16 protein-coding genes are annotated in these 13,768 nt (G+C 28.3%); 9 read left to right on the top strand and 7 right to left on the bottom strand.

The annotated features are described in order from the left end of the window. Positions 1-2: 2 nt before the first annotated feature. Positions 3-890, top strand: coding sequence for a KPN_02809 family neutral zinc metallopeptidase (gene ypfJ / locus CJ670_RS08330; RefSeq protein WP_105939629.1), 888 nt, complete (start codon positions 3-5; stop codon positions 888-890). Here the strand turns inward: ypfJ and CJ670_RS08325 are convergent. From CJ670_RS08325 to CJ670_RS08315, 3 genes are read right to left on the bottom strand one after another with little or no spacing between them, the layout of a single operon-like run. Beyond that, positions 887-1,783 (bottom strand): DMT family transporter, encoded by an 897-nt coding sequence (locus CJ670_RS08325; RefSeq protein WP_105939628.1) that lies wholly within the window; start codon positions 1,781-1,783, stop codon positions 887-889. The genes ypfJ and CJ670_RS08325 overlap by 4 nt on opposite strands. Beyond that, positions 1,783-3,003 carry a molybdopterin molybdotransferase MoeA gene (locus CJ670_RS08320; protein WP_105939627.1) on the bottom strand — a complete coding sequence of 407 codons (1,221 nt, stop codon included), beginning with the start codon at positions 3,001-3,003 and terminating at the stop codon, positions 1,783-1,785. The genes CJ670_RS08325 and CJ670_RS08320 overlap by 1 nt, the downstream gene beginning before the upstream one ends. Before the next feature lie 2 nt (positions 3,004-3,005). Further along, a complete protein-coding gene (locus tag CJ670_RS08315; RefSeq protein ID WP_105911987.1) occupies positions 3,006-3,203 on the bottom strand; it encodes a hypothetical protein in 198 nt (65 codons plus the stop codon). Positions 3,204-3,316: 113 nt separating this feature from the next. Here CJ670_RS08315 and CJ670_RS08310 point away from each other — a divergent pair, with 113 nt between their 5' ends. Together CJ670_RS08310 and CJ670_RS08305 are read left to right on the top strand one after the other, a co-directional pair. Beyond that, positions 3,317-4,099 (top strand): tRNA 2-thiocytidine biosynthesis TtcA family protein, encoded by a 783-nt coding sequence (locus CJ670_RS08310; RefSeq protein ID WP_105911986.1) that lies wholly within the window; start codon positions 3,317-3,319, stop codon positions 4,097-4,099. Further along, a complete protein-coding gene (locus CJ670_RS08305) occupies positions 4,096-4,590 on the top strand; it encodes a 2-thiouracil desulfurase family protein (RefSeq protein ID WP_105939626.1) in 495 nt (164 codons plus the stop codon). The genes CJ670_RS08310 and CJ670_RS08305 overlap by 4 nt, the downstream gene beginning before the upstream one ends. A 16-nt stretch (positions 4,591-4,606) precedes the next feature. Here the strand turns inward: CJ670_RS08305 and CJ670_RS08300 are convergent, their stop codons facing one another. Both CJ670_RS08300 and CJ670_RS08295 read right to left on the bottom strand, forming a co-directional pair. Continuing rightward, complete coding sequence (locus CJ670_RS08300) at positions 4,607-4,846, bottom strand: hypothetical protein (RefSeq protein WP_105911984.1); 240 nt, start codon at positions 4,844-4,846, stop codon at positions 4,607-4,609. Next, positions 4,833-5,327: a putative metalloprotease CJM1_0395 family protein gene (locus CJ670_RS08295; protein WP_105939625.1), complete on the bottom strand. Its 495-nt coding sequence runs from the start codon at positions 5,325-5,327 to the stop codon at positions 4,833-4,835. Before CJ670_RS08295 ends, CJ670_RS08300 begins: the two co-directional genes overlap by 14 nt. Positions 5,328-5,476: 149 nt before the next feature. Here CJ670_RS08295 and CJ670_RS08290 point away from each other — a divergent pair, with 149 nt between their 5' ends. Beyond that, on the top strand, positions 5,477-6,034 hold the full coding sequence (locus CJ670_RS08290) for a CDP-alcohol phosphatidyltransferase family protein (protein WP_105939624.1): 558 nt from the start codon (positions 5,477-5,479) through the stop codon (positions 6,032-6,034). Further along, positions 6,031-6,945 carry a Ppx/GppA phosphatase family protein gene (locus CJ670_RS08285; protein WP_105939623.1) on the top strand — a complete coding sequence of 305 codons (915 nt, stop codon included), beginning with the start codon at positions 6,031-6,033 and terminating at the stop codon, positions 6,943-6,945. The genes CJ670_RS08290 and CJ670_RS08285 overlap by 4 nt, the downstream gene beginning before the upstream one ends. Before the next feature lie 7 nt (positions 6,946-6,952). On the opposite strand, the gene CJ670_RS08280 is transcribed toward CJ670_RS08285, so the two are convergent. Beyond that, the gene (locus CJ670_RS08280) at positions 6,953-7,744 is read right to left on the bottom strand and encodes a hypothetical protein (protein ID WP_105939622.1); all 792 of its coding nucleotides are present in this window, start codon (positions 7,742-7,744) and stop codon (positions 6,953-6,955) included. A 171-nt stretch (positions 7,745-7,915) separates the two neighbouring features. Between CJ670_RS08280 and CJ670_RS08275 the strand changes: the two genes are divergently transcribed. The 4 genes from CJ670_RS08275 to CJ670_RS08260 are packed head-to-tail and all read left to right on the top strand — an operon-like array spanning position 7,916 to position 13,277. After that, positions 7,916-9,613, top strand: a complete 1,698-nt coding sequence (locus CJ670_RS08275) for an acetolactate synthase large subunit (protein ID WP_105939621.1) — start codon at positions 7,916-7,918, stop codon at positions 9,611-9,613. After that, on the top strand, positions 9,613-10,110 hold the full coding sequence (gene ilvN, locus CJ670_RS08270) for an acetolactate synthase small subunit (protein ID WP_105911271.1): 498 nt from the start codon (positions 9,613-9,615) through the stop codon (positions 10,108-10,110). Before CJ670_RS08275 ends, ilvN begins: the two co-directional genes overlap by 1 nt. A gap of 3 nt (positions 10,111-10,113) precedes the next feature. Next, entirely contained in the window at positions 10,114-11,061 is a 948-nt protein-coding gene (gene lpxD, locus CJ670_RS08265) for a UDP-3-O-(3-hydroxymyristoyl)glucosamine N-acyltransferase (RefSeq protein WP_105939620.1), read from the top strand. Further along, a complete protein-coding gene (locus CJ670_RS08260) occupies positions 11,019-13,277 on the top strand; it encodes a DNA translocase FtsK (RefSeq protein ID WP_425352280.1) in 2,259 nt (752 codons plus the stop codon). The genes lpxD and CJ670_RS08260 overlap by 43 nt, the downstream gene beginning before the upstream one ends. A 27-nt stretch (positions 13,278-13,304) precedes the next feature. On the opposite strand, the gene CJ670_RS08255 is transcribed toward CJ670_RS08260, so the two are convergent. Beyond that, positions 13,305-13,649: a sensor histidine kinase gene (locus CJ670_RS08255; RefSeq protein ID WP_207763623.1), complete on the bottom strand. Its 345-nt coding sequence runs from the start codon at positions 13,647-13,649 to the stop codon at positions 13,305-13,307. Positions 13,650-13,768: the final 119 nt, after the last annotated feature.

Genomic DNA, 13,768 nt, shown 5'->3' with positions numbered 1-13,768 from the left:
ATATGAAATGGGAAAATAATAGAAGAAGTTCAAATATTGAAGATAAAAGAGGAGAGACTCAAAATTTTGGAAGTAGTTCAAGAGGAAGTTCTATTCTTTCACTATTGCCTTTGATTAAATCTCTTTTGGGTACAAAAATTGGAAGAATTATTTTAATTATTGGTTTAGTTTTGTATTTTGGATTTGGAATAAATCCACTATCATTTCTTGATGGTGGAACAACTTCTCAAGCACAAACTCAAAAAGTTGTAAATCAAGAATATGATGATAGACAAGCTGCTTTTGTTAGTGCTATTTTAGCTCAAACAGAGGATATTTGGAGAGAAGTTTTTGCAAAAAATGGTCTATCTTATAGTGATGCAAAACTTGTACTTTTTAGAGGAGCAGTTAAAAGTGCTTGTGGATTTGCATCTTCTGCAACTGGACCTTTTTATTGTCCAGCTGATTCAAAAGTATATTTGGATTTAGCTTTTTTTGATGAATTAGCAAAAAAATATAAAGCCCCTGGAGATTTTGCACAAGCGTATGTAATTGCTCACGAAATAGGGCATCATGTCCAAAATTTATTAGGAACTTTAAATAAAGTTCAAAAAGAAAAAAGTACTGTTTCAACTACAAAACAAAATGCTTTGCAAGTAAAAGTTGAGTTACAAGCTGATTGTTACTCTGGAATTTGGGCATATCATTCAAAAGCTATTTTTGACTCAATACAAGAAGGTGATTTGGAAGCAGGTCTTAAAGCCGCTAGTGCTATTGGAGATGATACTTTGCAAAAACAAGCACAAGGATATATTATCCCTGATTCTTTTACTCATGGAACTTCAAATCAAAGAATGGAAGCTTTAAAAAAAGGTTTTTATAGTGGAGATTTAAAAGATTGTTCTTTTTAACTCTTTTTTCTAAATAGTCTAAAAAAGCTTAGATTATTTAGAATATATATTGCAATCATTGCTAAAACAACACCTACAATTGTAGTAAGTTCTATTTTCTCATCTAAAAATATATTTCCAATTATAATAGCACTTGCTGGAACTAAAAAGACAAAACTAGAAACCTCTTTTGCACCATATTTAACTGCTCCAAAAAAGTAAATAGATGTTGCAAATGTTGTACTTAAAATAGTAATTACAAACATATTAAACCAAAAAACAGTATCAAACTCTAAAATTTTCATAAAAATAGAACTATCAATATAAAAAATATACAAAGTAGCACTAGAGATTATATAAGTATAAGTTGTAAATACAAAAGCATTTATTTTTATTGATTTAGCAGTAATTATAGTAATTATTGCCCACAAAGTTGAGGCTATTATAAAATATATATTATCTTTACTAAATATAGCTTCAAGGCTAAATTGGTATATATTTATCATATTTAAAACACCAAAAACTCCCAAAATCAAGGCAAAAGAGTGTTTTAGATTGATAGTTTTTTTACTTAAAATTGCTACAAAAATATATGTTATGATTGGAATCATTGAAGGAACCATAGCTCCTCCTAAACTTCCAGTCCCATGCTCAACTCCCCAAAACATAAAGATACTATATAAAACTAGGAAAAATGATGCAAAAAGTATCAAGATTAAAGTTTTTAAATCTAGTTTAAACTTCATATTTGTAAAAAATATTATAGGAGCCATAGATACAAAACATATTCCCATTCTTAAAAATACCATTTCATAGGCATTTATATAATTTGTAATAACTTTTGTACTAATCCAAGATGCTCCCCAAAGAATCATGGCTAATACTATTAAAAAATAGAAAGTATTTTTTGACACTATTTTAAATTATTAAGTAAAATAATATCTACTAAGTCACCAGCCTTTATATCAGGGCTTTTTTCATCTTGAATTAAAAGAGCTGGATTACCAAGCATATTTGTTAAAATAGCGCTTGTTCCAGATTTTTTTCCTACAAAATCTATAATATATTCACCATTTTTATACTCAACATTACAAGCTGTAAAAATTGTTTTATCTTGAGTTCTTTTTAAATCTTGATCTATTCTGGCTTTTACTATTGGTAAAGATTGATTTGCTTTTCTAAATTTATAAATCAAAGGTAACACATATAAAATAGCTGTAATAGTTGAAGAGTATGCAAATCCTGGAAGTGCTACAATAACTTTTTCATCTTTTAAAGCTACAAGTATGTGAAGTCCTGGTTTTATCAAAACACCATGAAATAAAATTTTTGCTTTTAATCTATCTTTTATTACATCTTGAACAAAATCATAATCTCCAACACTAACTCCACCAGTTGTTACAACAATATCAGCTTTTTTAAGTGAACTTTCAAAGAAATTTGTAATAGTTTCTATATCGTCAATAATTGGTCCCATTTGTAATACTTCAGCACCATTACTTCTAAAAAGTGCTTCTAGTGTAAGATGATTTGAGCTTCTTATTTGTGAATCATTTGTTTGAGTAACACCTAAGTCCAAAATTTCACTTCCAGTGCTAGCAACTGCAATAGTTGGATTTAAAAAAACATCAATTTGTGGAATATTTAAAGAAGCCATCACTCCAACTTCACTAAAACCTATAATTGTGCCTTTTTTGATTAAAACTTCATCTTTTTTGTAGTTTTCACCGATATTTCGAACAGCAAATCCAAGAGGAACTGGTTTTATAATTTTTATTTTATTTTCATGCACCTCTACATTTTCAATAGGAACTAAAGTATCACTTCCTTTTGGCATTAGTGAACCTGTAAAAGTTTTTATACAACTACCATTTTCAACACTTTTTTCCACTACAAAACCAGCTGGATTTTTATCAACAATTTCTATAAAATCATTACTTATATCTTCAAATTTTATAGCATATCCATCCATTCCTGAAGTTGGAAATTCAGGACTATTATGATCAGCTACTATATCTTTAGCTAAAACTCTTCCTATGGCATTTGTGATAAAAAGTTTTTGAGTTGAAATTTTATCAAAAGTTATACTATTTATAATCTCTAAAGATTTGTTGTATGAAATAAAATCTCTCATAATTATTTACCTAATCTATTGTATTTTAATACAATCAACTGTTCAAAAAGCATATCTCCAAAACCTTTTGGTAAGTTTTCATTTTGCTCTTCTACGCTTAAAATAATTTTTTTTATCTCTTCTTCTTTCATATATATAACGATAGGTAAAAGAGTCTCTTTGATTTTGTCTATAAATATTTGTTCTTCTTCAATTGTCATTTTATATCTTTTTGGTTAAATTTTAAGGAGTTGATTATATAATATTTTATTAAAATAGTTTATTAAAACTTTTTAGATATAATCCAAAAAAAAATATTTTAGGATTTTTAAAATTGATAGAAATAAGTAAAAAAATAACTACAAATGTAGGTAGAACAAATGCCCAGTTTGGATTAATTAAAGAAAATGATAGGATTATGATTGGATTTAGTGGTGGAAAAGACTCTTTGACTTTGTTGCATACACTAAATAGAATGCAAAAGAAAGCACCTTTTAAATTTGATTTTAAAGCAGTAACAATCACTTATGGAATGGGAGAACAAATAGAGTTTTTAAGTAATCATTGTAAAGAGCATGGAATAGAGCATGAAATAATAGATACTCAAATATTTGATCTTGCAGGTGAAAAAATAAGAAAAAATTCATCTTTTTGTTCATTTTTTTCAAGAATGAGAAGAGGATATTTATACACAACAGCTTTAGAGCAAGGTTACAATAAAATAGCTCTAGGTCACCATTTAGACGATGCAATGGAGTCATATTTTATGAACTTGTTTTATAATGGAACTATGAGAACTATGCCTCCAATATATAAGGCAAACAATGGATTAGAAGTTATTCGCCCTTTAATTTTTTGTAGAGAGAGACAGCTTCGTGCTTTTGCAGACTCAAATGAGATTAGAGTTATTGGAGATGAAGCTTGTCCAGGACTTAGGTTTGATGTAAAAATGCCTCATGCAAGAGCAACTACAAAAGAGCTTTTGGCAAAATTAGAAGAGCAAAACCCAAAGATTTTTGTATCTATGAAAGCAGCATTTAGTAATATACAACTACCTACTTTTTTCTATAATAACTTAAAAGATATAAAACTAAATATTGAAGATGAAAACATATGAGAATATTGGTTTCATCGTGCCTTTTAGGAGAAGATACAAGATATGATGGTGCAAACTCTAGTATTGCACTAAATCCTAAATTTAGATTTGCACAAAAAGAGCTTTTTATGGATATTATGTGTGAAAATGAGATTTTTTCAATCTGTCCTGAAGTTGCTGGAGGATTGGGAATTCCAAGAAATAAATCAGAGATAAAAAGTCATAATAAACCATTTGTAGTTGTTGATGAAAAAGACAATGATGTAACTATAAATTTTTTAATTGGTGCAAAAAAAGCTTTGGATATTTGTTTGGAAAATAATATAAAAGTAGCACTATTTAAATCAAAATCTCCATCATGTGGTAATATTGAAGTTTATGATGGAACATTTAGTGAAAAACTAATAGTTGAAAAAGGTTTAACTTCAAGACTTTTAGAGGAAAATGGTGTAAAAGTTTTTAATGAAAACCAACTAGAGGATTTAAAAAATTTTATAAAAGAAAATAGATAAAAGCATAAGTTTTAACTTATGCTTTTAAATCAAGTAGTCTTTCCATAGCAACTGCTTGTATTTCAATGCTTTTTGCATTTGCACTATATGCTATTATTTCAGGAATTTGCTCAACCATAGCAGAAGTAATATCTCTTGCAGCATCTTGAAACTCTGGATCGGCTGTTGTATTTGCAACTTGTGCAATTGTTGAAGCCTGTTCTTGAATTTGTAAACTAGCTCCCAGCATAGCATTTAGATTATTATCTATTCTCATAATTAGCTCCTTCTTGTATAGATTGTATTAACATTTTATTTAAATTTGCAGCTTGCGCAATAGAGCTATCAGCTCTACTTAAACCATCTGGAGAAGATGAAGCTTTTTGTAATTCATCTAATTTTTGTATAGCTTCATCTTTATCTTTTGGAATAGATGTATCAAATCTTACACTTCCTCCAATTGCATATAGCTTTCCATCTGGTCCCATTTGATAATCATATCTAATAGGAGTTGTAGTTGTTCCCAAACTTGCATGTAACTGCTCATGATTTCTAATTTCCATATCACTAGATTTAAATTTATTTAAAACTCTTTCATAGTCTTTTTCATCATATTTAGAAATAGGATTTGTACTGTCACTTTTTTCAAAAGTTGATTTTTCCAACTCTTTTTTATCAATATTTGCTAACTCACTTTTTTTCAAAGCTAGTTCAGAATATATTGTGGAAGCACTTAAATAATCGTTTTGTATTTCCATTTCTTTACCTAAATTTAATTTAATGCTATTGTAACATAAAAAATTAAAGAAGATTATATAAGAAAATTTGAAGACGAACATTTTATATAAACTATATATTGAGCTAATATATAGTAAAATTACAGCTATTTAATTTTAAAAGAGGAAAAATGAATTTTTTATTCAATAAACATAGTCACTTCAATCTTGCAAATATTGTAACTTTTTTTAATATTTCTTGTGGAATTTTTGCAATATATTTTTTGACTCATAATGAGTTTATGGGAGCTGCACTTTTTGCTTGGTTAGCTGGTGCATTTGATATTTTCGATGGAAAAATTGCTAGAAAATATAATCTTTCAACTGAATTTGGAATACAACTAGACTCATATGCAGATTTTTTATCTTTTGTTATTGTTCCTGCTATGTTTATATATTTTGCTATTTTTGATGGCAAAGAGTCATTTTACAATATGGCTTTAATAGCATTTGTTTTTATTTACTATGTTATTTCTGGACTTAGAAGACTTATTCAATTTAATATAAATGCAAATGAGGGTGAAATTGAGAAATATTTTACTGGTATTCCAACACCTTTAGGAGCTATTCTTCTTTGGGTTATATATTTGATTTATCTAACAGGTTATATAAGCGAGTATTTTGTATTAGGTTCTATAATAATTATCGGATATTTATTAAATTCAAAAATAAAGATTAAACATCTATGAAAAATGAAGTCATAACTATTGATTTAGGCTCAAATTCTTTTAGAGTATTAAAATATGATTATTTAAATTTTAAAATAGTTGATGAATATCATCAAGTAACTGGTTTAGCTGATGGTTTAATAAATACTGGTCAAATAAGTTTTGAAGCTTTAAATAGAGTAGTTGAAGCGCTAGGAATTGCAAAAAAGAAGCTAAATTTTGATTTAAAAGATGCAGTTTGTGTGACAACAGCTGCTATGAGAAAAGCAAAAAATTCACAAGAAGCATTAGATTTTATTGAAAAAAATAGTGGTGCAAAATTTAATATCATAGATGCAAATGAAGAAGCAAGACTTACTTTACTTGCGATAAAATATGCTTTAAAACGAGAGAAAATAGATACACAAAACTTTATATTACTTGATATTGGCGGTGGTTCAACAGAACTTATAGTTAACTTTGAAGATAATTTTTATATAAAAAGTTTTGATTTTGGAATAGTTACAATGACACAAAAATCTTTAAATGATGGAAAACTTTTTGAAGATTTAGAAAATCAAAAAATAGAAATTAAAAAGTTTTTATCTACACTTGATTTCTCAATTAAAGATTTCCCATTTATTGCAACAGCTGGAACTCCAACAACTATTGCTTCAATAAAATTAGGACTTAGTTATTTTAATTATGATAAAAATAGAGTAAATGGAACTATTTTGGATATCGAAGATTTAGAAGATAGTTTAAAACTTTTAAAACAAAAAACATTGCAAGAGTTAATAGAGATGGTAGGAAAAGGTAGAATTGAATATTTGGAAATTGGAACTTATATTTATAGGTTATTTTTTGATGCTTTAGAAAAAAACAAATCAATTGTATTTGATGATGGATTAAGAGAAGGTGTTGCTATAAATTATGCTTTAAGTAAAAAGTGAAGCTCCATTAAGAAAGGAGTCTTACACTTTGTTCTTGAATTACATTAGCCTGAGAAGCTGCTAAATATCCAGCATTTATATTTATATTTGCTTTTGAAAAGTTACTTGATTCTCTTCCAAAATCAATAGTTTGATTGTAGTTTTGTTCGATAATCTTATTTTTTGCATCAGCTTGTAACTGTTTTGAGAAATCTACAAATTGACCAGATAATTCTTGGAGTTGTTTTGAAGTACTTGAAACTTTATTTAAAGCATTTTCAACATTTTGTGGGTTATTTAAGTCGTTATTATTTACAACATCAAAAATATCATTTGTAAAATTTGCAACATTTGGTTTTTCTATTGAAAATAGATTATTGCTAGAGCTTATTTGGATACTCTCTTTTTGATCATTATATCTACTTGCAATAAGGTTTTCTTCTTTATACTTTGTATCAAAAGCCTGTTGGTTGAAGTTTCTTAACTCTTGATTTATCTCTTGTTTTAAATCATTTTTATTTTCATAATTTTGACTATTTTCAAGTTTATTTTGGATATTTTTCATAAAATCTTGAAGCTTATCCATTGAAGTTTGTGAGATTTGAGATTTTGCAATACCATCATTTATTGATTGAATATCTTGAGAAAATTCACTTTTTAAGATAGAACTTCTACTTACAGTCAGGGCTTCAGATGAATTACTTTTGAAATCATCAATACTATATTTTAGTTGTGTTTTATTTAAAGCAACACCTGAATTGTTGTTTAAATTATTTAAATTCTGAATACTGCTTGTACTATTTATTGAACCTATATCCATATGTAATCTCCTTAAAAAGATTTAGTAAATTATTATATCAGAAAAATAATAAAATATTTTAGGCTCAATCAAAAAATATAGATAAATTAACTATTTCATAGCTTTTAAAAACGATAATTTAATCAAAAATTGAGTAAAATCAAAACTTATTTTTAAATATTGGAGAATCACATGAAAATGAGTGGCGCAAAAATGGTAATTGAATCATTACATCAAGAAGGGGTAGAAGTTGTATTTGGATACCCAGGTGGTGCCATTATGAACGTCTATGATGAAATCTACAAGCAAAATTATTTTGAACATATTTTAAACAGACATGAACAAGCTTGTGTTATAGCAGCCGAAGGCTATGCTAGAAGTACTGGAAAAACTGGGGTTGCAATAGTTACTTCAGGTCCTGGATTTACAAACGCAATTACTGGTATTGCAGATGCCTATATGGATTCAATTCCAATAGTAATAATTTCAGGACAAGTTCCAACAACAATTATTGGAACTGATGGTTTTCAAGAAATAGATGCAGTTGGAATTTCAAGACCTTGTACAAAACATAACTATTTGGTAAATAAAATAGAAGATTTACCAAGAATAATAAAAGAGGCATTTCATCTAGCAAGCACAGGAAGACCAGGACCTGTTCATGTTGATATTCCAAAAGATATCACAGCACAAATGGGTGAATTTATATATCCTAGTGAAGTAAGTATGCCAACATATAAACCTACACTAAATTACAATAAAAAGCAGTTAAAAAGAGCTATGGAAGCTATTTCAAATGCAAAAAAACCTCTTTTGTATGTTGGTGGAGGAGCTATTTTATCAAATTGTGCTTATGAAATCAGAGATTTAGCAAAAAAACTAAATATTCCAGCTGTTGAGACTTTAATGGCAAGAGGAGTTATGGGAGATGAAAATCCACTTTTCTTTGGAATGTTAGGAATGCACGGTGAATATGCTGCAAATATGGCAGCTCATGAGACTGATTTACTTATATCTTTAGGTGCTAGATTTGATGATAGAGTAACTGGTAGATTAGATGAATTTGCATCTAAAGCAAAAGTAATTCACATAGATATTGATCCAACAAGTATTGCAAAGCTTGTTGTTGCTGATTATCCAATTGTTGGTGATTTAAAACTTACAGTTCAAGCTATGATTGAAGATGCTGAGAATTATGAGATAAATGATTTTTCAAATTGGGTTGAATTACTTAAAGATTATAGAGAAAAAGAGCCTTTAAGATATATTGATACAGATGATTTAATCAAACCTCAGTGGCCTATTCAAAGAGTTGGAAAAATATTAGGAGATAACGCAATTATTTCAACAGATGTTGGACAACATCAAATGTGGACTGCTCAATTTTTCACATTTTCACATCCAAGACAGTTTATAACAAGTGGTGGATTAGGAACTATGGGATTTGGATTACCAGCTGCTTTAGGTGCTGCTAGAGCATTTAAAGGAACAAACAGAGTAGTTGTAAATTTTACAGGAGATGGCTCAATTTTGATGAATATTCAAGAGCTTATGACTTGTAGTGAATATGAGTTACCTGTAATAAATATCGTTTTAAACAACAACTATTTGGGAATGGTTAGACAATGGCAAACTATGTTCTATGAAAATAGATTAGCCGAAACTGATTTAACTGCTCAACCAAAGTTTAAGATGTTAGCAGAAGCTTTTAACTGCCTAGGTTATACAGTTTCAACTAAAAAAGAGTTTGATGAAGCTTTTAAAGATGCTGTTGAGAAAAGAAAACCAGCAATGATTGAAGTAATTGTTGCTAGAAATGAAGAGGTATTACCAATGGTTCCAAATGGACATTCCCTAAATGAGATGACTTTATTAAAAGGAGATAGATAATGAGTAATTTCAATAACTATTATAATAGTGAAACAATAAGACAAGTTATCTCTGTAGTTGTTTTAAATGAACACAATGTTTTATCAAGAATTGTTGGACTTTTTTCAGCTCGTGGGTACAATATAGACTCTTTGACGGTTGCACCAATGGAAGAAAGTCCATACTCAAGAATGACAATAGTAACAACTGGTGATAAAAGAGTGATAGATCAAATTGTAAAGCAGTTAAACAAACTTATTCCTGTTTTAAAAGTAAATGAACATAAAAATGTTATAGAAAAAGATACAGTTTTGATGAAGTTTTCAATAGATAATAACCTTGCAGATATAGATGTTATAGCAAGAGCATACCATGGAAGTATTCAAAATGTAACTCATGATTCAATCATAGTATCTGCAACAGATTCAAGTGATAGAATTATAAATTTTATAAAAGTTATGGAAAAATTCAATCCACTTGAAGTTGTAAGAAGTGGTATAGTTGCTATGGAGAGATAGTTTATGAAATTAAAAGATATATTGGATTATTTAAATCTTCCTTGCGAGTATAATATTGAGATTAGTGGTTTAAATGGTCTAAAAGATGCAACAAATAGTGAACTTAGTTTTTTAGAGAGCTCAAAATATATAAGTAGCTTAAAAGATACAAAAGCAGCAGCTGTTTTTGTAAACAAAGAGTTTGAGCAAGAGGTTCCATCTGGAACTATTGTAATAGTTTGTGATGAACCATATATAAATTTAGCAAAAGCTAGTAAACTTTTTGCACCAAAACTTATTGAAAATGATGGAAATGAGCCAATAATTGGAGAGAATACAACAATTATGCCAAATGTACATTTAGGAAAAAATGTAGTTATTGGTAAAAATTGTACTCTTATGTCTGGAAGTTTTATAGCAGATTGTGTAACTATTGGAAATAACACAATAATTTACCCAAATATTACAATTTATAGAGATTGTAAAATTGGAGATGATTGTATTATTCACTCTGGAACTGTTATTGGAAGTGATGGTTTTGGTTTTGCTCACACAAAAGATGGAAAATATATCAAAATATATCAAAATGGAAATGTAACAATAGGAAATGATGTAGAAATTGGAGCAAATTGTACAATAGATAGAGCTGTTTTTTCATCTACTATTATTGAAGATGGTGTAAGAATTGATAATCTAGTTCATATCGCACATAATTGTAAAATTGGTAGAGGTTCTATTTTGGTTACTCAAGTTGGACTTAGTGGTTCTACAATTTTACAACCATATGTGATTATGGGTGGGCAAAGTGCTACTTCTGGGCATCTTGAAATTGCTGCATTTTCTACTATTGCAGCTCGAGGTGGAGTTACAAAATCTATAAAAGAGCCTAAAAAAACTTGGGCTGGTTTTCCTTTGATTGAGCATAGAGATTGGCTCAAACTTCAAGGGAAAATATCAAAACTACTAAAATAAAAGGATTTATTATCGCTAAGAAAGTCGTTTCATTAATTGTTTTATTTATTATTTTATATTTTCAATTTACAACTTTAATTAGTACAAAAGATGTTGTAGGAAATGTTGGAGCTAGTTTTGCTAGTTTCTCATTTAAGTATTTTTCATATTTATCTTATGTTTATTTACTTTTACTAATCTACCCTTTGTATCTTATAAATTTTAAAAAAGGACTTGATTATAGAGATTTAATTCTAAATATATCGGTAGTATTTCTATTTTTATTTATATCTTTGATTTTTCAAACTCTTTTGCTTGAAAATCCTTATGAAAGAGGAGAAATAGGTAATATTTTAGTAGATGCCTTTACTCCTTTTATTGGACAAGCTGGATTGTATATTTTTGTTTTGATAGGTTTTAGCATTTGTATTTTAATTCTTTTTGAAACTTTAAATATAACAATTGAGGATTTAAAAAAGCTAAAAGGTAGAATAAAACTAAAACAAAATAGCCTAAAAAAGGTAAATGAGCAAAAAGTAAATAATCATAAAATCGATCAAAAAATATATCAAGAAAAACCAAAATATATTCCAAAACCAAAAGAAGAAAAAGTAATTTTTGAAAATCAAGAAATTCTAGAAAAAGAACTTTACAAAAAAGAAGATAGTTTTGAAATATCAAAGAAAGATGAAGAAGATATTTTTTGTGAAATTACAAATAACAATCAAAGCAATAATAATTTAATTGTTGATGAACTTGAAGAAAATGCAAAACTTCTAAGTGAATTAGAGTTTGGAAAAACTGAAAAACCAAAAGATTTTATGCTTCCCCCAACAAACTTCTTTCAAGATGCTCCAAAAGAGAATAAAACAAAAGTAAATGAAGCTTTTATAGATAAAAAAATAGCTGATTTACTTGATAAGCTTGCTATGTTTAAAATTGATGGAGATGTTGTAAGAACTTACACAGGTCCTGTTGTTACAACTTTTGAGTTTAAACCAGCTCCAAATGTAAAAGTTTCAAAAATTTTAGGTCTTCAAGATGACTTAGCAATGGCTTTAAAAGCGCAAACAATAAGAATTCAAGCTCCAATTCCTGGAAAAGATGTAGTTGGAATTGAAGTTCCAAATGAAGATACTCAAACAATTTATTTAAAAGAGATGCTAGATAGTGAAATTTTTCAAAACTCTAAATCTCCATTAACTATGATTTTGGGTAAAGATATTGTAGGAAAACCTTTTGTAACAGATCTTAAAAAACTTCCACACTTACTTATTGCAGGTACTACTGGAAGTGGAAAATCTGTTGGAATTAACTCAATGATTTTATCATTGCTTTATAAAAATTCACCAGATAATCTAAGACTTGTTATGATTGATCCAAAAATGCTTGAGTTTTCTATGTACAACGATATTCCACATCTTTTAACTCCTGTTATTACAAAAGCTGTTGATGCAATTAATGCATTAGCGAATATGGTTAGTGAGATGGAGAGACGTTATACATTAATGGCGAAAACAAAAACAAAAAATATTGAAAACTTCAACGAAAAAGCACAAAAAGAAGGTCTTCCTACTATGCCATATATTGTTATAGTAATCGATGAGCTAGCTGATTTAATGATGACAAGCGGTAAAGATGTCGAATACTCAATAGCAAGGCTTGCACAAATGGCAAGAGCTAGTGGAATTCACTTAATTGTTGCAACTCAAAGACCAAGTGTGGATGTTGTAACGGGACTTATTAAAGCAAATTTACCAAGTAGATTATCATATAAAGTAGGGCAAAGAATAGATTCTAAGATAATTTTAGATTCTATGGGAGCTGAGTCTTTATTGGGTCGTGGAGATATGCTTTTTACTCCTCCTGGAATGCCTGGACTTGTAAGAATTCATGCTCCTTGGAGTACTGAAACTGAAATTGAAAAAGTTGTTGATTTTCTAAAAGATCAAAGAGTTGTTGAATATGATATGAACTTTATAAAAGATAAAAATCTAGGTTCTAGCTCTAATGGTTCTAAAAGTGCTAAAAATAGTAGTGTTGAAGATCTAATTTTGGATGATTTGTATGAAGATGCAAAAGATGTGATAATAACAGATAAAAAAACATCTATATCATATTTACAAAGAAGATTAAAAATAGGGTACAACAGAGCTGCAACAATTATAGAACAATTAGAAAAAACAGGTGTTCTAAGTGAAGTTGATGCAAGAGGAAATAGAGAGATTTTAGTTTAAATAGCTTAAAAAAGAATATTTTTAAAATTAACTATAAACTATAAAAGTAGCTCCAACTTTTGTATTTTCAACTTCAATTTTGCCTTTAAAATGTTTTTCTATAATCATTTTTGACATATAAAGACCAATACCGCTTCCTTTTTGTTTTGTTGTAAAATATGGCTCAAATATCAAATCTTTTTTATCTTCTTCTATTCCTCCACCATTGTCTGAAATATAGACTATTGATCTATCTTTTTTTGTATCAAGAACTATTTTTATAGATGGATTATCTATATTTCTTAATACTAAAACATCTTTTGCATTTGTTAAAAGATTTAGAATTACTTGTGAATACTGGTTTTCATGGAATGACCCCAAGATAGTAGACACTTTTTTATTCAGTTAACACCTTGGGTTGAGTAACACTATCATTGTATCTTTTCTCAAATTCATTTGGACTTATAAAATCTAAAAAACTATGTCTTCTTTTTGAGTTATAAAACATTTCT

The sequence above is a fragment of the Arcobacter cryaerophilus gv. crypticus genome, from assembly GCF_002993025.1.
In the GTDB taxonomy this organism is placed as follows: Bacteria; Campylobacterota; Campylobacteria; order Campylobacterales; family Arcobacteraceae; genus Aliarcobacter; species Aliarcobacter cryaerophilus_B.
The sequence above is the reverse complement of the archived record's forward strand: the minus strand, read 5'-3'. Positions and strand labels throughout refer to the sequence as shown.